We start from the raw sequence: 17,433 nt of genomic DNA, 5'->3' as shown, positions 1-17,433 counted from the left end.
GAGACGGGGAGGAGGAGCTGGTCCTCGGCCGTCCGCTCGGGGCGCCGGCTTCGGCCTGGTTCTGCGGCGAGGGGGCCGGAGCGGGCCGAGCGCCGGGAGCCCCGGTCGTTTCGACGTCTAACTGTTTCACGCTTACGACTGTAGATGCGCACTACCCTGGCGTCAAACAGTTGGACGTCGAAACATTACGGTCCCGGTCCTTCTCGGACGGTGGCCGATGCGGAGTTCTCACCTCAGGAGGCGATGGACGTGGACGATCGAGTGAGCGACTTCCTGGCTCAGTGGCAGTGCGAGCGACCCGACCTCGATGTCAGGCCGATGGGCGTCTTCGGCCGGATCTCGCGTGTCCAGGAGCTCGTCTCGGGTCCGCTGCACGCGAACTTTCGCCAGCACGGTCTGAACAACGGCGAGTTCGATACGCTCGCCACGCTGCGTCGGGCCGGTGCACCGTACACGCTCACACCCGGCGAACTTGCGGCGTCGAGCATGGTCACCGGTGCCGCGATGACCAATCGTCTCCAGCGCCTGGAGGACAAAGGAATGCTGGAGCGCACGATGGACCCCAGCAGCCGCCGACGGGTGCTCGTGTCTCTGACCGCGGCCGGGCTGTCGACCGTGGATGAGGTGGTCGTCGATCACCTCCGCACCGAGCAGGAGCTGCTGGACCGAGGCCTCTCGCCGGCCGAGCAGGAACAGCTCGCCTCGTTGCTGGCCACCTTCCTGCAACGATCCGGCGACGCCTCGCACGATCACCGGTGAGCGGCCGTGCCGACGGCAGCGTGGGCGCCGCGGTCATTTGATCCCGGTGCTCGAGATCCCCTGGACGAACTGCCGCTGGAAGACGAGGAACACCGCCAGGATCGGCAGCACCGTGATGGTCGCGACCGCCATCACCGCTCCCCACGGCGAGGCGAAGGCCGGATTGTTCGTCAGGGTCGACAGCGCCACCGGGACCGTGAAGCTCTCGTTGCCCTGCAGCACGACCATCGGCCACAGGAAGTCGTTCCAGCGGGTCATGAACGCGAGGATCACCAGCACACCTACCAGCGGCCCCGAGGTCGGCAGCACGACGGAGAAGAACGCCCGGAACTCCCCGGCACCATCGACCCTGGCCGCCTCGATCAGAGCGTCGGGCACACCGAGCATGAACTGGCGGGCGATGAAGATCCCGACCACGTCGAAGGCGGTGGGCAGGATGACCGCCCACGGCGAGTCGACCAGTCCCAGCCGGGCGACGACCAGGAAGGACGGCACGAGCGTGACCTGGATCGGGATCATGATGGTCACCATGAACGCGGCATAGAGGATTCCCTTGCCGGTGAAGCGGAACTTGGCCAGGGCATACCCGGCCCCCAGCGAGACGACGACCGAGAGCGCCGTGGTCACGCACGAGATCAGCAGGGAGTTGCCGATCCACCTCCACACCGGCTGGGTCGAGAACACCTCGGTGTAGTTCGACAGTGTGGGTTGATCGGGCCAGAGGTAGAACTCGGCGCTCTGGGACTGGCCCCCCGGGGTCAGTGCGGAGACCACCATCCAGTACAGCGGGAAGACCATGAGCGCGGCGAGGATCGCGAGGGCTGCGAACAGCAGCCAGTGCCGCCGCGGGCGGGTGCTCCTCAGCCCGGACCGGTCACCCTCCCCCGGCGAGACGGCACGGGGTCTCGGCGTGGTCATCGTGCTCATAGGAAGCTCTCCGCTCGCTTGGTGGCTCGCTGGCGCAGCAGCGTGAAGATCAGCAGGATCGCGACCAGGACGAGGCCCAGCGCCGCGGCGTAGCCCATCCGGGCGTCCTGGAACGCAGAACGGAACACGTACTGAATCAGCACGGTGGTGGAGAAGCCGGGCCCTCCCCCGGTCATCACGTAGATGATGTCGAAGGCCTGCAGGGAGAACACGACGTTGAGGATCAGCAGGATCGACGTGGTCGGCGTGAGCATCGGGATCGTGACCGATCGCAGCCGCGCCCACTTGCCCGCGCCGTCGATCGAGGCTGCCTCCTTGACCTCTCGGGGGATGGACTGCAGCGCACCGAGGTAGATCACCATGCAGAACCCGATACGGGTCCACACCACCACGATGATCAGCGTGAACATGGCCATGCTGGGTGAGGTCAGCCAGGGCATCCTGCCCAGGCCCAGCAGCTCCAGGAAGTTGTTGGCGACGCCGTAATCGGTGTTGAAGATCCACGACATCACGACGCCCACGACCACTCCGGCCGCGACCATCGGCACGAAGAACATCGCGCGCAGCACTCCCCTGCCGACGAGCGGCCGATTCAGCGCGATGGCGAGCGCCAGTCCGATGATCATCGCCGTGGGCACGGTGCCGACGGTGAAGATCACGGTGTTCACCAGGGCTGTGCGGAACAGGGCGTCCGAACCCATCTGGGCGAAGTTGTCCACGCCGACCCATTCGCCATCGCCGAGGGTCTGGGTGTCCTGGAAGCTCAACGTGATCGCGATGATGATCGGGATCAACGAGAAGGCGGCGAACAGCAGCGCCGCCGGGCCGACGAACACATAGGGGGCCAGGCGGCCCCGCCGGCGGCCCCGGTCGGGCCGGGGCCGCTCCGCCGCAGGCCCGGGGGCGGTCACGGCAGACGGTTCGACCGCGGTGTCGATCGTGGAGTCAGCGGGATGTGACACTGCGCATCGCCTCCATCATCTGTGCGGAGGTCTCCTGCGGCGTGAGCTCGCCGAGCAGACACAGGTCCAGGTAGTCGGCGAACACGGTGTTCAGAGAGCTGAAGAACTCTCCGGACTGCGCCTTGACCATGGACAGCGGGATGGTGGTGCCCTGGTCGATGAACCGCTGCATGACCTCGGAGTGGTCGGCGTAGTCGATCGAGGCCGCATCCAGTGAGGTCCGCGAGGGGATCCAGTTGCCTTCGTGGCAGAACTCGCGGATGTTCTCCCGGCTGGTCATGTACGCCACCAGCTCGGCGGCGAGCTCCGGGTTCTTCGAGGACCGCGTCACGGCGAGCGCGTTGCCGCCGAGGTCCGAGGCCTCCCCGACGTTCCTGATCATCGGGGCGGTCCCCCACTGGCCCGGTTTCGCCTCGTCGAAGGGGGCGATGGCCTCCGGGTTGGTGAGCACCATGCCGATCTGCCCGGTGCTGAAGAGGTCGTGGGCGACCGGCCCACCCCCGGATTTGCTCATGTTGCTGGGGCTGACGAGCCCGTCGGCGTACCAGCGCCTGCCGAACTCGAGGGCGCCGATGGCTTCCTCGGTGTCCATGGACGGGGTGAGCCCGTCCTCTCCGAGGAAGGCACCGCCGTTCTGATAGATCAGCGGCATCCAGCGGTACGCCGTCTCCGATCCGCTCCAGCCGTAGCCGAAGGCATAGCTGCCGGTCACCTGCTTCACCTCGGCCGCGATCTCGAGGAACTCGTCCCAGTTCCAGGCGTCCTCCAGTGCGGTCGGGGGCTGCACGCCGATCTGGTCCATGACGTCCCGGTCATAGAAGGTGATGAAGTTGTCGGTGTGCTGGAAGATCCCGAAGATGCCGTTCTCCCGCTCCCCGATGGCCCAGAACGGGTCCGACCAGTCCTCGCGGTAGTCGGCCGGGATCGCACCGGAGAGATCGACCAGGCTGCCGTTGGCGGCGTACCGGCCGATCTGCTGCGGGGTGATCCGGATGATGTCCGGGGCCAGATCTGCGGCCAGGCGCGTGATGAACCACTGGTGGAAGGCACCGGTGGTCACCTCCACCGCCACCGAGGTGCCCGGATGGTCCGCGACGAAGCGGTCGGCGATGCTCTGGTACGTCTCCAGATCGGTGGGAATGTTCCAGGACGACAGCCGCAGGTGCTGCGTACCGGTGTCGCCGCCGCCGCAGGCGGCGAGCGCACCGGCCATGGAGATGCCGGCGACCGCCAGGATCTGGCGCCGACCGGGTCGGATTCTGTTCACGCTGTCACTCTCCTTTGAGTCGCGGACCCTCACGTGCGGCGGGCGCTCACCTCACCCCGTGCTCCCCTGCCCCTCGGCGCAGCGGCTCCGGCAACAGCTCTTCATGCGCGGCCAGCAGCTCCTCGGTCATCGCGCGGGCCTGGTCGAGGGTGACCTGCGCGGCGGTCAGCGGGTCCAGCGCCACGGCGTGGTGGACGTGCTCGACGTCGCCGTCCAGGGCGGCGCGCACCGCGAGGGTCTGCACATTGACGTTGGTGCGGTTGACCGCGGCGAGCTGCGGGGGCAGCTGCCCGATCGCGGTGGGCTGGACCCCGCGCGCATCGACCAGGCAGGGCACCTCGACGCAGGTATCGGCGGGGAGGTTCTCGATCAGTGCGCCGTGGTTGGGCACGTTGCCGTGGATGACGCTCGGCGTGCCGGTGACGATCGAGTTGATGATCTGGGCGCCGTACTCGAGAGAGGGGGCGAGCTCGGCCTTGAGCTTGGTGAGCTGGCCGTCGATGTCGCCCTGGTCGTCATGGGCGGCGCAGATCTCGTAGTAGTCCCAGCGCTCGGGGATGAACTCCTCGGTCAGCTCGGGATTCTTGCGGAAGTAGGGCAGGTATTCGGAGGCGTGGTGGCTGGATTCGGTCTGGAAGTAGCCGAAGGCCTCCATGATCGCGGTGCGGACCTGCTCGTTGCCGCCCTCGTAGGTGCTGGCGGTCTCGGCGGCCTCGCTGTGGTCGCCGTCGTCTCCGGCGAGCTCGGCGGCGGCGCGGCCGCGCTGGTGTCGCGCTGCCATCACCTCGCGCAGCCTCGGGTAGAGGTCCTCCTGGCCGTGCATGAACTCGAGGATCCAGGCCTGATGGTTGATGCCGGCGCAGCGGTAGGAGATCTCCTCGTAGGGCACCTCGAGGGTGCGCGCCAGCATGCGGGTGGTGCCCTGGACGCTGTGGCAGAGGCCGACGGTACGCAGCCCCTTGGAGTTCAGGAACGCCGTCGCCATCGCCATCGGGTTGGCGTAGTTGATGAACGTCGCCTGCGGGCACACCTCGAGGGCGTCGGCGGCGATCGCCTCATAGGCGGGCACGGATCGCAGGAAGCGGAACACACCGCCGGGGCCGACGGTGTCGCCGACGGTCTGGTCGATGCCGTACTTCCGCGGGATCTCGACGTCGTGCCGGTAGGACTCCACGCCGCCCACCTGGAAGGTGATGATGACGATGTCGGCCCCCTCCAGGGCGGCGCGACGGTCGGTGGTCTCCTCGATGGTGGTCGGGAAGCCGTGGTGATCGACGAGTTCGCGGGCGGCGCGGGCGACCGGACCGAGTTTGTCGGGGTTGATGTCCATCAGGCACAGCGTCGCCTCGCGCAGCGCCGGGAAGCTGAGGATGTCCCCGATCAGGCGGAAGGGGAACACGAAGCCACCGGCACCGATGATCGTGATCTTCGGGGCGGGCAGGAACGTCCGGTCGGCCGACGGGGCGGTCGCGGGCTGCGCGGCCGGCGACGTGGAGGAAGCGGATGAGGGGGCGGGCGCGGAGGACGGCACTGTCGAAGTCATGCGTTCACGCTAGGCAGTGGGCTCCCGGAGTTCTCGCGTCATCCTGCGCGGAACTTCCAGGATCCTTCGATCCCGGGCGTACAGTGCGGCCATGACGACGCAGTCATTCACGCCCGATCCGGTCATCACGCAGGAACCGGCCCTGTGGTGCCGACGCGGCACCCCGCCGCGCATGGAATCCATGCACCGCCACAACGACATCGAGCTCAATGTGGTCCTCAGCGGACAGCTGCGGTATCTGATCTCCGGCCGCCAGCTGGTCGTCCCGGCGGGGCACATCGCGATGTTCTGGGCCGCGCAGCCGCACGGCCTGGTCGGGTCGTGCCCGGGTGACGTGTGCTGGGTGCACGTGCCGCTGTCCACGGCGCTGTCGTGGAACCTCCCCCAGCAGGAGTTCGCCGAGCTGGCCCGTATGGAGCCGCTGGTGATCGAGGCGGGGGCCCTGGGCCGCCGGCTGGAGCAGATGGTCTCCACCTGGCTCGAGGAGTACCGCGACCCGGAGCAGGCGGAGCTCGCCCTGCTCGAGATCCAGGCGATGATCCGCCGGGTCGTGCGCTCCGGCGCCGCCACGCCGGGGCATGCCGGCCAGGGTGCCGCCGAGCAGGAACACGCCGACCGCGATCCGACGGGCCACAGCAGTCGCCACGGCCTGGCAGACGCGGCCGATGAGGCCGCACCGTCTGAGCCCGCGCCGTCTGAGCCCGCGCCGTCGCCTCGTGCCCGGCACGTCATGGAGATGGCGCAGTTCGTGGTCGCCTCCTTCCGGGAGGAGCTGACCGTGGGCGAGATCGCCGCGGCGGTGCATCTGACGCCCTCGCATGCGATGACGGTCTTCCGCCGCGCGGTGGGGGTGACGCTCGGGGACTACGTGACCATGTGCCGGGTCGCGGAGGCGCAGCGGCTGCTGCTGACCACGTCGATGACGTCGGCCCAGATCGCCGCGGCCTCCGGGTTCGGTTCACTCAGCAGCTACTACGCGCACGTCACCGCCGCCTGCGGGATGCCGCCGCGGGAATACCGCCGCCTCGCGGGATAGGCCGCGACGGCTTCGCGCGCGGAGCCGTCGGCGCCTCCGTCATGTGCAGTGAGTCGCGCCCTCAGCTCTCCTCCAGGCTGCTGGCGGACCGCTGCTCCTCGCGCACCTCGCGCAGCATCTCCAGGGCGTCCGTGAGATCCGCCTGCAGCGTCGAGACCTGAGCTCGCAGCTCGGTCAGCTCGTGATGCGCCGGTGCGGGGCGCTCCTCATGCGCGGCGACGCTCTCCTCACGCGCCGGCGCCGTGCCCGCCTCGTGTGCCGGTGCGGGGCCCGACTCGTGCGCGGCGACCTGCTCGGGCCAGGCCTCGGGGTTGTCGCGCAGATGCTGCATGGAATCGACGATGACGGCGACGAACAGGTTCAGCACCGTGAAGGCGGCCAGCAGGATGAACGGGATGAAGAAGGCCCATGCCCACGGATGGGTCTCCATCACCGGGCGCACGATCCCCATCGACCAGCTCTCCAGCGTGAGCACCTGGAAGAGGGTGTACGCGGAATCGCCCATGCTGCCGAACCACTGCGGGTGGGTCTGGCCGAACATGGAGGTGGCCATCACCGAGCCGATGTAGAAGATCAGCCCCAGCAGCGCACCGATCGAGGCGAGGCCCGGGATGGCGCCGGCCAGCGCCTCGATGACGAAGCGCAGCCGCTTCACGAGCGAGATCAGACGCAGCACCCGCAGCGTGCGCAGCACCGAGAGCCCGCCGGATTCCGGGATCAGCGCGATCGCGACCACGATCAGGTCGAAGACGTTCCAGCCGGAGCGGAAGAAGCGCCCACCCTTGGCGACGAGCTTCAGGGCGAGCTCGATGACGAACACCGTCAGGCACACCGAGTCCAGCACCGTGAGCAGGGCGTCGCCGCGGCCGTGCCCCCAGGGCGTGGTCTGCAGGCCGAGGATCGCCGCGTTGGCGAGGATGACACCGACGACCAGACGCTGCACGGACGCGTGCTCGACGAAGCCGTCGACACGTTCGCGCCATCCGACCCCCGATGACTCTGATGACGTCATCACCTGTTCCGACCCCTCCTGCTGGGAGGCCTCGACACGGCCCCGCCCGGTTCGTCGTCCCCCGGGGCTCACCGTCACCCGCGAGGAGCATTCACCGCGTCAGGGTACTGGGCGAGGTCCGGCATGTCCTGGGTGCCTCCGGCCCGTCGCAGCGCCTCGTCCGCATGCTCGTCAGGGCGAACGCTCCCAGCACACCGGCTGATAGGTTCGCCGCCACGATCCGCCATCGGCCGAAGGAGCCCTCATGACCGTCGTCGTCACCGCCGTGTTCTACCCCAAGCCCGACAGGAAGCAGGATCTCGCCGACGCCATGCAGCGCGGGATCGCCGCCGTGCACGAGGAGAAGGGCTGCGAGCTCTACGCCATCCACGACGCCGAGGACGGCACGATCACCATGATCGAGAAGTGGACGAGCGCGGAGGATCTCGGCACGCACGCCGGCGGAGAGGCCGTGACGCTGCTGAACGAGGACATCGCCGACCTCATCGAGAAGCCGACGCTGGTGACCCGCATGACCCCGATCGCCGCCGGCACGGAGACCCAGGGCCGGCTCTGAGGCCGGACCCTTCCTCAGCAGCAGTCGTGCGGGTCCTCGTGCGGCTCGATCTCCCCGGTCAGCGCCGCAATCGGCTGCTTGCACGCGTCACCGCGCCAGGCTTCCAGCCCCTCGCGCACGGCGAAGGCGGCGATCACGAACGCGGCGACCGCGTCGGCCCACCCCCAGCCCAGCACGCTGTTGAGCACCAGCCCGATCAGCACCGCCGCCGAGAGGTACGCGCAGATCAGGGTCTGCTTGGAGTCGGAGACGGCCGACGGTGAGCCCAGCTCCATGCCGGTGCGGCGCTCGAACCAGGAGAAGGCCGGCATGATGATCACGCTGACCGCGGCGAGTGCGATGCCGACGCTCGAATGCTCCGCCGCGTCCGCACTCAGCAGTGACCTGGTCGCATCGACCGTCACGAACGCGGCCAGCGCGAAGAAGGACACGGCGATCACGCGCAGCGCCACCTGTTCACGCTTGTCAGGATCGGGCCCGGCGAACTGCCACGCCACGGCCGCGGCGGAGAGCACCTCGACGATCGAGTCGAGCCCGAACCCCACCAAGGCGGCCGACGAGGCGATCCGCCCGGCGGTCAGGGCCACGACGGCCTCGATGACGTTGTAGGTGATCGTCGCCGCGACGATCCAGCGGATCCGGCGCTGCAGGACGGCGCGGCGCGCGGCATCCGGGCCGGTCGTGGTCACAGGCATCGGCACTCCTCTCCCGTGCAGCACTCGGGGTCCAGGGCGAGGCACGCACGCAGCATCTCGCTGAGCGCGCCGGCCAGGCGGGGATCGGCGAGCCGGTACCAGACCCGTCGGCCCTCGCGCTCCCGCTCGACGAGCCCGCATCCGCGCAGGCACGCGAGCTGGTTCGACATCACCTGGCGGGAGACGCCCAGGGCGTCGGCCAGGTCACTGGGCAGGGCCGGGGCCTCCCGCAGCGCCAGCAGGATGCGGGCGCGGGTGTCGTCGGCCAGCGCATATCCCAGCCGGGCCAGCGAGGCGGTGTGGGTGCGGTCAGCGGTCTCGATCACGCGAGAGACAATACACGACTCTCTGTACTGTGAGGTTCTGCTCGTCTCGCGGCCGCTCGTGCCCGGCGCCGCGGAACGTGCCGGTGAGGCGGTGCGTCCAGGGGCGATGGACGGCATAGACTCGACGGCACCGGCAGGTTCCCTCCCGTGATTCCCCGCGGATCATCGCTCCGCCTCGGGCACCCCTGCCGCCCGGCACGCCGACCGGCGCGCCGCACGTCCCACCGTGGCGACGCCGCGTCGCCACCGCTGTCTACGAGGACATGTGATGACCACAGCTACCGAGGCGCCCCGCAGTTTCTCCCCGCGCGTGGCCCTGCAGAAGGTCGGCACCTCCCTGTCGAACATGGTGATGCCGAACATCCCCGCCCTGATCGCCTGGGGCATCCTCACCGCGTTCTTCATCCCCGAGGGCTGGACGCCGAACGAGCCGCTGGCCAGCGTCGTCGGCCCGATGATCCACTACCTGCTGCCGCTGCTGATCGCCAACACCGGTGGCCGGATGATCTACGAGGCGCGCGGTGCCGTGGTCGGCGTCATCGCCACCATGGGCGTCATCGCCGGCTCGGATTGGCTGATCGACCAGGAGAACGCCCGCGCGCTGGAGCAGTGGCTCGCGGGTGGCAACCCTGAGTCCGAGTTCCAGGCCCTGGGTCAGGTGCACATGTTCATCGGCGCCATGATCATGGCGCCGCTGGCCGCATGGGTGATGAAGAAGCTCGACCAGCTGTGGCAGGAGCGCATCCCCGCGGGCTTCGAGATGCTCGTGAACATGTTCTCCGCCGGCATCGTCGGCTTCCTCCTGCTGGTCGCCGGCTTCTTCGGCCTCGCCCCGCTGGTCAACGGCCTGATGAACCTGCTCTCAGCCGGCGTGGAGTCCCTGGTCAACGCCCACCTGCTGCCGCTGGTCTCGATCCTCATCGAACCCGCCAAGGTCTTCTTCCTCAACAACGCCATCAATCACGGCGTCCTCACCCCGCTGGGCCTCAGCGAAGTCGGACAGAACGGGAAGTCCGTCCTGTTCCTGCTGGAGGCGAACCCCGGCCCGGGCGTCGGCATCCTGCTGGCCTACACCTTCTTCGGCCGCGGGGCCGCCCGCGCCTCCGCTCCCGGCGCCGCCATCATCCAGTTCTTCGGCGGCATCCACGAGATCTACTTCCCCTATGTGCTCATGAAGCCCGCCCTGATCCTCGCCGCGATCGGCGGCGGCATGGCAGGCGTGGCGGTCAACGTCGCCTTCAGCACCGGTCTCATCGCCCCCGCCGCCCCGGGCTCGATCATCGCGATCTTCGGCGTCGCCGCGCGCGATTCGTATCTCGGCGTCGCCCTGGCGGTGCTCGCCGCAGCGGTCGTGAGCTTCGTGCTCTCGGCGCTGCTGCTGCGCATCGGCAAGCAGGACGATGGCGACATCGCCGGCGCCACCGCGAAGATGGAGCAGATGAAGGGCAAGAAGTCCTCGGTCTCGGGCGCCCTCACCGGTGCCGGAGCGGGGACCGCCGCCGTCGCAGGCGCAACCGACGCCTCCGGCCACACGGGTCCCATCCAGCGGATCGTCTTCGCCTGCGACGCCGGCATGGGCTCCTCCGCCATGGGCGCGACCGTGCTGCGCAAGAAGGTGCGTGCCGCCGGCTTCGACGACGTGGAGGTCACCAACAAGGCGATCTCCAGCCTGTCCGACGAATGGGACGTGGTGGTCACCCAGAAGGAGCTGACCGACCGCGCTCGCCAGCGCACCGGCTCCGCCGTGCACGTCAGCGTCGACCAGTTCATGAACTCCCCGCGCTACGACGAGGTGGTCGAGTTGGTCGAGCAGCGCAACAACCCCGATGCCGCGCCTGAGAGCGGCACTGCGGCAGCCTCGGCCCCGGAGACGGACGCATCCGATGTCGCCCCTGACGCCCATGCCGCCGAACCGGAGATCCTCTCCCCCGCCAGCATCGTCCTCTCCGGCAGCGCGACGGACTCCGCCTCCGGCATCGACGAGGCCGGTGGCCTGCTGGTCACCGCAGGGGCCGTGGACGAGGGATACATCGCCGCAATGCATGACCGGGAGGCATCGGTCTCGACGTTCATGGGCAACGGCCTGGCCATCCCCCACGGCACCAACGAGGCGAAGTCCACCATCAAGCGCTCGGCCATGTCGTTCGTGCGCTACCCCGGCGGCATCGACTGGAACGGCAACGAGACGAAGTTCGTCATCGGGATCGCCGGGGTCGGCGACGAGCACCTCACCCTGCTCCAGAAGGTCGCCATGACCTTCTCCGACCCCGCCCAGGTCACCCGCCTGGAAGAGGCCACCACGGCCGAGGAGATCCTGGCCATCTTCAGCGACGACGAGGAGTGAACCGACCATGAAGGCAGTGCATTTCGGAGCAGGGAACATCGGCCGCGGGTTCGTGGGACTGCTGCTGCACGAGGCAGGGTACGAGGTGGTCTTCGCCGACGTCGCCGACGAGCTCATCGCTTCGCTGCAGGAGGCGGATTCATACACGGTCCGCACCGTCGGCCAGAGCCCGGACGAGACCGTGGTCGACGGGTTCCGAGCGATCGACTCCACGAAGGATGCCGACGCGCTGGCGGCGGAGATCGCCTCGGCCGACGTCGTCACCACGGCCGTGGGCGCGCACATCCTGCGCTTCGTCGCCCCGGCGATCGCCGCCGGTATCGCGGCCCGCCCGGACGGGGCACCCCGGGTCGCGGTGATGGCGTGCGAGAACGCGCTGAACGCCACCGATCTGCTGGAGCAGGAGATCCGCGCCGGCTACCAGGGTGAGGATCTCGAGGACAAGGCTCTGTTCGCGAACACGGCCGTGGACCGGATCGTCCCGGTCCAGCCCGCGGGGACGGGCCTGGACGTGATCGTCGAGGACTTCCATGAGTGGGCGGTGGACCGCCGTCCCTTCGATGGCCACGAGCCGGACGTCCCCGGCATCACCTGGGTCGAGGATCTGGGCCCCTATATCGAGCGCAAGCTCTTCACCGTCAACACCGGCCACGCCACCGCCGCCTGGCACGGCTGGGCGGCGGGGCACGCGAGGATCGCCGATGCCGTCTCCGACAGCCGGGTCCACGGCCGCGTCAAGGCCGTGCTCTCCGAGACCTCCGCACTGCTGGTGGCCAAGCACGGTTTCGACGAGGACACGCAGGCCGAGTACGCGGCCAAAGCCATGAACCGCTTCGCCAACCCGCACCTGCCGGACCCCGTCGAGCGGGTGGGACGAGCGCCGCTGCGCAAACTCTCCCGGCACGAACGGATCATCGGCCCGGCCGCGGAGCTCGCCGAGCTGGGCCTGGGCACCGATGGGCTCCTGGCCTCGTTCTCCGCCGCCCTCGCCTTCACACCGGACGGAGACGACGAGGCCGACCGGCTGCAGGAGATCCTCCGCTCCCAGGGTCCCGAGAGCGCCGCCACCGCGATCACGGGACTCGAGGAGTCGCATCCGCTGTTCGCACAGGTACGGGACGCCATCGCGGCCCGGCAGTCCGCGCTCTGAGCGGATATATTCCACACCGCACCCATACGCACCGGCGCGGGACCTCGCGCCGAGAGACCGTCGCGACCCCGCGGCGGCCCATCGAAAGGCAGAGAACATGGCAGAGCGCACCGTCACGATCGCCAGCGCCTCCGGGCTCCACGCACGTCCCGCAGGGATCTTCGCGCAGGCCGCCGGCGAACAGCCTGCGACCGTGACCATCGAGAAGGTCGGCGGCAATGCCGTGCAGGCCTCCAGCATGCTGATGCTGATGACCCTGGGTGCTGCGCAGGGCGACGAGGTCACGCTGCGCGCCGAGGGCGAGGGTGCCGAGGAGTCGGTCAACGCGCTGGCGGATCTGCTCGAGAAGGACCTCGACGCCCAGGAGTGAGGCGCGGTCCACGGCGGGCTGGGCCTGCCGCCAGACCCGGTCGGCCCCGGCCAGGCAGGCAGGCCCGGTAGGCAGGTAGGCAGGCAAGCAGGCCCGGTAGGCCCCGGCCAGGCAGGCAGGCCCGGTAGGCAGGTAGGCAGGCAAGCAGGCCCGGTAGGCCCCGGCCAGGCAGGCAGGCCCGGTAGGCCGCGACCGGCACCGGCACCGGCACCACCACAACAAATTGGCCGTCAGCGCAGGAGCACCGCCTGTATCGGGGGTGACTCGACGCTGACGGCCAATTTTTGTCGAAGCCCGGGAGGCTGGAGTTCGCGCCCGGGCGCTGGGTCTCAGCCCGTCACAGCCCCAGCTCGCCGAGGACCGGCAGGCCGGCACGGACAGCGTGCTGGGCCTCCTCGGCGGTGCGGGCGGCCACCGCCTTCGCGGCCAGCTCCTTGGCCTGAGCCAGGTCCACCGTCGAGAGCACTCTGGCGACGGCCGGCAGGGAGCGCGGGGTCATCGACAGGCTGTTGACGCCCAGGCCCACGAGCACCACGGCCAGCCCCGGGTCGCCGGCGGCCTCGCCGCAGACACCGACGGGCTTGTTCGCGCTCTCCCCGAAGGCGTCCGGGTCCCCTCCGGCGGCGCGTGCCCCGTCGCAGGTGGCCTTGACCAGGGACAGGACCGCAGGCTGCCACGGGTTGTTCAGATGCGCGAGGGACCCCAGCTGACGGTCCGCCGCCATCGTGTACTGGGTGAGGTCGTTGGTGCCGATCGAGACGAAGTCGCAGGCGCCCAGATGGCGGTCCGCGGTGATCGCGGCCGACGGCGTCTCGACCATGATCCCGGCCGGGCTCAGGCCGCGCTCGGCGCACAGGGCCGCGAAGTCCTCGGTCTCGGTGACCGTAGCGATCATGGGCGCCATCACCCAGGGCTTCGCGTCTGTCTCCTTCGCCGCGGCGGCGATCGCGTCGAGCTGATTGGTCAGCACGGAGCGCTTCGTCCAGGAGGTGCGGTAGGCGCGCACGCCCAGGGCCGGGTTCGGCTCGTCGGCCTCGGTGAGGAAGGGCAGCGGCTTGTCGGCGCCCGCATCGATCGTGCGCACCACGACCTTCTTGCCGGGCAGGTGGGCGAAGGCCTCGGCGTAGGCGCCGGTCTGCTCGGCGACGGAGGGCTCGTCCTCGCGGTCCAGGAACAGGAACTCGGTGCGGAACAGGCCGACGCCGTCGGCGTTGGCGGCGGCGGCCTTCTCGGCGTCGGCGGCGCCGCCGATGTTGGCCAGCAGCTGGACGCGGGTGCCATCGGTCAGCACTGCCCCGCCGCCTTCGTAGGTCAGCGGGTTCTTCTGCAGCTCGCTCCAGGCGGCGGCGAAGCGGTGGTGCTCGTCGGTGACGTCGTCGGTGATGGTGCCGAATCCGGCGTCGACGAACACCTCGGTGCCGTCGGCGATGTCGTGGATGCCCTGGGCGGCGACGATCGCCGGCAGGCCGAGCTGGCGGGCGAGGATCGCGGTGTGGGACTGCGGACCGCCGTCCGAGGTGATCAGGGCCAGGACGCGCTCGGGGTCGAGGGTCGCGGTGTCGGCCGGGGCGAGGTCGACAGCGGTCAGCACGAACGGCTCCTCGGCGTCGGGGATGCCGGGAGCCTGTTCGCCGCGCAGCTCGGCGACGATGCGGGCCCGCACGTCGCGCACGTCCGTGGCGCGCTCGGCCATATAACCGCCGAGGCCCTCGAGCATGGTGGCCACCTGGTCACCGGCCTCCCACACGGCGCGGGCCGGGGACTTGCCGCCGGAGATCACGAAGCCCTGGGCGGTCTGGGACAGGGACGGATCGGCGGCCATCTGGGCGGTGGCCTCGAGGATCTGCTTGCCGTCGCCCGAGGCGCGCTCGGCCAGCCGGGTCAGCGCGGCCTGCACGGCGGCGGCCGCCTCGGGGATGCGGGCGGCCTCGGCGGAGGGGTCCGCGCCCTCGGGCAGCTTCTCGTTCGCGGGCGGCTCCGCGACCGGCGGGGCCATCGAGCGGACGGTGCCGACCACGCGGCCGGGGCTGACGGCAACACCTGTGTACTGGGCCATCGCTGACTTCTCCTTCGGGGGTCCTGGTGAGGTGTCGCAAGGGGCGGCAGGCACCCCCGTCACGCCGAGAGTGCCCGCGCGACCTCGAACGACGACACGCTCATGCTACGCGTCGGGCCGGTGGCGGCACGGCCGCGCTCAGACCGCGAAGCCCGCAGGGAACGGGTCGGCAGGATCCAGCAGCATCTGGGACGTCGCGACGATCCAACCTTTGCCGGTGATGGCGGGCAGCACGGCATCGCGCCCGTACGCGGTCGTACGGCCGACGAGCCGACCCGTGAATTCGGTGCCGATGAACGACTCGGAGACGTAGTCGGCGTTCAGGCCCAGCTCGCCCCGGGCGTGGAGGATGGCCATCCGGGCGCTCGTGCCGGTGCCGCCGGGCGAGCGATCGATCCACCCCGGGTGGATGACCAGGGCGTGCCGCGTCCTGCGGGCATCGGAACCGGGGGCGAGCAGCACCACGTGGTGGCAGGGGGTCGGCCCGTGCTCGGGATGGTGGATGGGAATCTGCTCGTCGACGGCGCTCATCACCGCCATCCCGGCGGAGATCACCCGCCCCGGCTCGTCGTCCTCGAGCGAGAGCCCGAGCGCCTCGAGGTCGACGAAAGCGTAGAAGTTGCCGCCGAAGGCCACGTCACAGGGCACGACGCCGTGACCGGGCACGTCCAGGCCACGGTCCTCGGCGTAGACGTAGGAGGGAGCATTGGCGATGGTGACGGATTCGGCCTTGCCTTCGCGCACCTGGACCTCGGCGGTGATGAGCCCGATCGGGGTGTCCAGCCGCACGGTGGTGACGGGTTCGGTCACCGCGACCATGCCCGTATCGACCAAGACGGTCGCGACACCGATGGTTCCCGCCCCGCACATCGGCAGCACCCCGGTGACCTCGATGAACAGCACGCCCCAATCCGCATCATCGCGTGTTGGCGGCTGCAGGATCGCCCCCGACATCGAGGCGTGCCCACGCGGCTCGCACAGCAGCAACGTGCGCAACTCGTCGGAGTTCGCGATGAACCACCGGCGTCGCTCCTACATGCTCGCTCCGGGAAACGGGCCGACACCGCCGGTGACCACGCGCACCGGAAGGCCGCCGACATGCGCGTCGATCGTGTGAAGTATTCGCGTGGTCCTCATGGTCGGTCTCTTCTCTCGTGCGGGCTGGTGCAGGGGGCCGAATCACCGAGGGTCCCGGGCTCCTGCCATGTCGGGCGGGAGGGTCCGGAGGGGCACGGCGTCGACCGTGCGGCGACCGTCATACGGCAGCGAGCCTCTGGTAGACATCCTCGGGCAGGTCGATCTCGGTCAGCGGCGCCTTGCGGCGGCCGACGTCGACGCCGTGTTCCGCGGCCAGCCGAGTCAGATGCTCCTCGATGCGCTCCTCGTACCGCGGCTCGAACGCCGTCGGGTCGATGGCGGCGATGAACAGCCCGAGGCTCGGGGACGTGCTACCGGAGTCGAACGGGGCGGCGTCCAGGGAGAAGGTGCCGCCGGACATCGTCGCCAGCATCTCGATCATCATGGCGATGTTGGCGCCCTTCGCACCGCCGAACGGCAGCAGCGCCCCGGCGAGGGCGGCGCTCGCGTCGGTCGTCGGCTCTCCGTCGGGCCCCAGACCCCACCCGGGCGGGATCGGTTCCCCGCGCTGTGCCGCCTCGCGGACCCTTACCCACGCGGTCGCGCTGCTCGCCTGGTCGAAGACCCTCGGGCCCGAGCTGTGAGGCAGAGCGAAGGCGAGCGGATTGGTCCCGGTGACAGCCTGGCGGGATCCGTAGGCGGCCATCAGCGCCGGCGAGTTGCCGCAGACCAGAGCGACCAGCCCCTGCTGGGCGGTGCGGGAGGCGTAGAAGGCGAGCTCGCCGGCCGGGAAGGCGCTGTGCATCGACAGCACCGCGACACCGCAGCGGCGCGCCGCCTCCACGAGGTGCCTGGCACCGTGGTCGTAGGCGAGCTGAGCGGTGCCCCGATCCGCATCGACTCGCACCGCAGCCGCACGCGGACGCTCCACCCGGGGGCGGGCACCCCCGTGCAGCCGCCCGTCGCGGAGAGCATCGAGATAATCGACCAGATGCGCCGCGCCCACAGCGCTCTTCCCGCGCCGCTCGGCCTCGACGGTCGCTGTCGCGAGGGTGGCGGCCATCTCCAGCGAGCCCCCGGCAGTACGGACCGCGCGGGCACAGAGCGGTTCGAGGTCGGCGAGGGACACCTGACGGGAGGCTACTGGCGAGGTCATATCCGATCAGGATATCGGAGCGTGACCAGCCAGCTCGCGGTCGATCCGTGGCGGAGGGTGCGGGATTCGAACCCGCGGTACGGGGTTACCGCACAATGGTTTTCAAGACCATCTCATTCGGCCGCTCTGACAACCCTCCCGGCCGCGCCCTCGCGGTCAGAGCCGGAACCGTGCGCCGACATCCCACGACGGGAGGC

15 protein-coding genes, 1 tRNA gene and 1 pseudogene are annotated in these 17,433 nt (G+C 69.8%); 6 read left to right on the top strand and 11 right to left on the bottom strand.

Annotated elements, in window-relative coordinates:
- Positions 1-249 precede the first annotated feature (249 nt).
- Complete coding sequence (locus tag ACFQRJ_RS00780) at positions 250-759, top strand: MarR family winged helix-turn-helix transcriptional regulator (RefSeq protein ID WP_377016015.1); 510 nt, start codon at positions 250-252, stop codon at positions 757-759.
- Positions 760-792: 33 nt separating this feature from the next.
- On the opposite strand, the gene ACFQRJ_RS00775 is transcribed toward ACFQRJ_RS00780, so the two are convergent.
- The 4 genes from ACFQRJ_RS00775 to ACFQRJ_RS00760 are packed head-to-tail and all read right to left on the bottom strand — an operon-like array spanning position 793 to position 5,458.
- Positions 793-1,677 carry a carbohydrate ABC transporter permease gene (locus ACFQRJ_RS00775; protein WP_377016013.1) on the bottom strand — a complete coding sequence of 295 codons (885 nt, stop codon included), beginning with the start codon at positions 1,675-1,677 and terminating at the stop codon, positions 793-795.
- A 5-nt stretch (positions 1,678-1,682) separates the two neighbouring features.
- On the bottom strand, positions 1,683-2,648 hold the full coding sequence (locus tag ACFQRJ_RS00770; RefSeq protein ID WP_377016011.1) for a carbohydrate ABC transporter permease: 966 nt from the start codon (positions 2,646-2,648) through the stop codon (positions 1,683-1,685).
- A complete protein-coding gene (locus ACFQRJ_RS00765; protein WP_377016009.1) occupies positions 2,632-3,915 on the bottom strand; it encodes an ABC transporter substrate-binding protein in 1,284 nt (427 codons plus the stop codon). The genes ACFQRJ_RS00770 and ACFQRJ_RS00765 overlap by 17 nt, the downstream gene beginning before the upstream one ends.
- A gap of 46 nt (positions 3,916-3,961) precedes the next feature.
- Entirely contained in the window at positions 3,962-5,458 is a 1,497-nt protein-coding gene (locus tag ACFQRJ_RS00760) for an alpha-glucosidase/alpha-galactosidase (protein WP_377016007.1), read from the bottom strand.
- A gap of 91 nt (positions 5,459-5,549) precedes the next feature.
- Between ACFQRJ_RS00760 and ACFQRJ_RS00755 the strand changes: the two genes are divergently transcribed.
- Positions 5,550-6,494 (top strand): helix-turn-helix domain-containing protein, encoded by a 945-nt coding sequence (locus ACFQRJ_RS00755; protein WP_377016005.1) that lies wholly within the window; start codon positions 5,550-5,552, stop codon positions 6,492-6,494.
- A 61-nt stretch (positions 6,495-6,555) separates the two neighbouring features.
- Here ACFQRJ_RS00755 and ACFQRJ_RS00750 read toward each other — a convergent pair whose 3' ends face one another.
- Positions 6,556-7,506, bottom strand: a complete 951-nt coding sequence (locus ACFQRJ_RS00750) for an ion transporter (protein WP_377016003.1) — start codon at positions 7,504-7,506, stop codon at positions 6,556-6,558.
- A 244-nt stretch (positions 7,507-7,750) separates the two neighbouring features.
- On the opposite strand from ACFQRJ_RS00750, the gene ACFQRJ_RS00745 reads away from it, so the two are divergent.
- Entirely contained in the window at positions 7,751-8,062 is a 312-nt protein-coding gene (locus ACFQRJ_RS00745) for a putative quinol monooxygenase (RefSeq protein WP_377016001.1), read from the top strand.
- A 14-nt stretch (positions 8,063-8,076) separates the two neighbouring features.
- Here ACFQRJ_RS00745 and ACFQRJ_RS00740 read toward each other — a convergent pair whose 3' ends face one another.
- Together ACFQRJ_RS00740 and ACFQRJ_RS00735 are read right to left on the bottom strand one after the other, a co-directional pair.
- Positions 8,077-8,757: a cation transporter gene (locus tag ACFQRJ_RS00740; RefSeq protein WP_377015999.1), complete on the bottom strand. Its 681-nt coding sequence runs from the start codon at positions 8,755-8,757 to the stop codon at positions 8,077-8,079.
- Positions 8,748-9,080, bottom strand: a complete 333-nt coding sequence (locus ACFQRJ_RS00735; protein ID WP_377016371.1) for an ArsR/SmtB family transcription factor — start codon at positions 9,078-9,080, stop codon at positions 8,748-8,750. Before ACFQRJ_RS00735 ends, ACFQRJ_RS00740 begins: the two co-directional genes overlap by 10 nt.
- 271 nt (positions 9,081-9,351) lie before the next feature.
- On the opposite strand from ACFQRJ_RS00735, the gene ACFQRJ_RS00730 reads away from it, so the two are divergent.
- From ACFQRJ_RS00730 to ACFQRJ_RS00720, 3 genes are all read left to right on the top strand, one after another.
- Positions 9,352-11,427, top strand: coding sequence for a PTS sugar transporter subunit IIA (locus ACFQRJ_RS00730; protein WP_377015998.1), 2,076 nt, complete (start codon positions 9,352-9,354; stop codon positions 11,425-11,427).
- 7 nt (positions 11,428-11,434) lie between these two features.
- Positions 11,435-12,577: a mannitol-1-phosphate 5-dehydrogenase gene (locus ACFQRJ_RS00725; RefSeq protein WP_377015996.1), complete on the top strand. Its 1,143-nt coding sequence runs from the start codon at positions 11,435-11,437 to the stop codon at positions 12,575-12,577.
- Between the two features lie 97 nt (positions 12,578-12,674).
- Positions 12,675-12,947 carry an HPr family phosphocarrier protein gene (locus ACFQRJ_RS00720; protein ID WP_377015994.1) on the top strand — a complete coding sequence of 91 codons (273 nt, stop codon included), beginning with the start codon at positions 12,675-12,677 and terminating at the stop codon, positions 12,945-12,947.
- 337 nt (positions 12,948-13,284) lie between these two features.
- Here the strand turns inward: ACFQRJ_RS00720 and ptsP are convergent, their stop codons facing one another.
- The 4 genes and pseudogenes from ptsP to ACFQRJ_RS00700 form a co-directional block, all read right to left on the bottom strand.
- A complete protein-coding gene (gene ptsP, locus ACFQRJ_RS00715) occupies positions 13,285-15,003 on the bottom strand; it encodes a phosphoenolpyruvate--protein phosphotransferase (RefSeq protein ID WP_377015992.1) in 1,719 nt (572 codons plus the stop codon).
- 138 nt (positions 15,004-15,141) lie between these two features.
- A pseudogene (locus tag ACFQRJ_RS00710) lies at positions 15,142-16,140 on the bottom strand (proline racemase family protein).
- Between the two features lie 118 nt (positions 16,141-16,258).
- Entirely contained in the window at positions 16,259-17,236 is a 978-nt protein-coding gene (locus ACFQRJ_RS00705; protein ID WP_377015990.1) for an Ldh family oxidoreductase, read from the bottom strand.
- A gap of 48 nt (positions 17,237-17,284) precedes the next feature.
- Positions 17,285-17,375 (bottom strand) — tRNA-Ser (locus ACFQRJ_RS00700).
- Positions 17,376-17,433 lie beyond the last annotated feature (58 nt).

It is taken from the genome of Brachybacterium sp. GCM10030252 (genome assembly GCF_042666535.1).
Taxonomy (GTDB): domain Bacteria; phylum Actinomycetota; class Actinomycetes; order Actinomycetales; family Dermabacteraceae; genus Brachybacterium.
This window is presented reverse-complemented; position numbering and strand designations above follow the sequence as displayed.

Coding starts and splice junctions, on each gene's coding strand:
- ACFQRJ_RS00745 (WP_377016001.1), top strand. CDS start 7,751: ATGACCGTCGTCGTCACCGCCGTGTTCTACCCCAAGCCCGACAGGAAG.
- ACFQRJ_RS00760 (WP_377016007.1), bottom strand. CDS start 5,458: ATGACTTCGACAGTGCCGTCCTCCGCGCCCGCCCCCTCATCCGCTTCC.
- ACFQRJ_RS00730 (WP_377015998.1), top strand. CDS start 9,352: ATGACCACAGCTACCGAGGCGCCCCGCAGTTTCTCCCCGCGCGTGGCC.
- ACFQRJ_RS00720 (WP_377015994.1), top strand. CDS start 12,675: ATGGCAGAGCGCACCGTCACGATCGCCAGCGCCTCCGGGCTCCACGCA.
- ACFQRJ_RS00725 (WP_377015996.1), top strand. CDS start 11,435: ATGAAGGCAGTGCATTTCGGAGCAGGGAACATCGGCCGCGGGTTCGTG.
- ACFQRJ_RS00750 (WP_377016003.1), bottom strand. CDS start 7,506: ATGACGTCATCAGAGTCATCGGGGGTCGGATGGCGCGAACGTGTCGAC.
- ACFQRJ_RS00740 (WP_377015999.1), bottom strand. CDS start 8,757: ATGCCTGTGACCACGACCGGCCCGGATGCCGCGCGCCGCGCCGTCCTG.
- ACFQRJ_RS00755 (WP_377016005.1), top strand. CDS start 5,550: ATGACGACGCAGTCATTCACGCCCGATCCGGTCATCACGCAGGAACCG.
- ACFQRJ_RS00775 (WP_377016013.1), bottom strand. CDS start 1,677: ATGACCACGCCGAGACCCCGTGCCGTCTCGCCGGGGGAGGGTGACCGG.
- ptsP (WP_377015992.1), bottom strand. CDS start 15,003: ATGGCCCAGTACACAGGTGTTGCCGTCAGCCCCGGCCGCGTGGTCGGC.
- ACFQRJ_RS00705 (WP_377015990.1), bottom strand. CDS start 17,236: ATGACCTCGCCAGTAGCCTCCCGTCAGGTGTCCCTCGCCGACCTCGAA.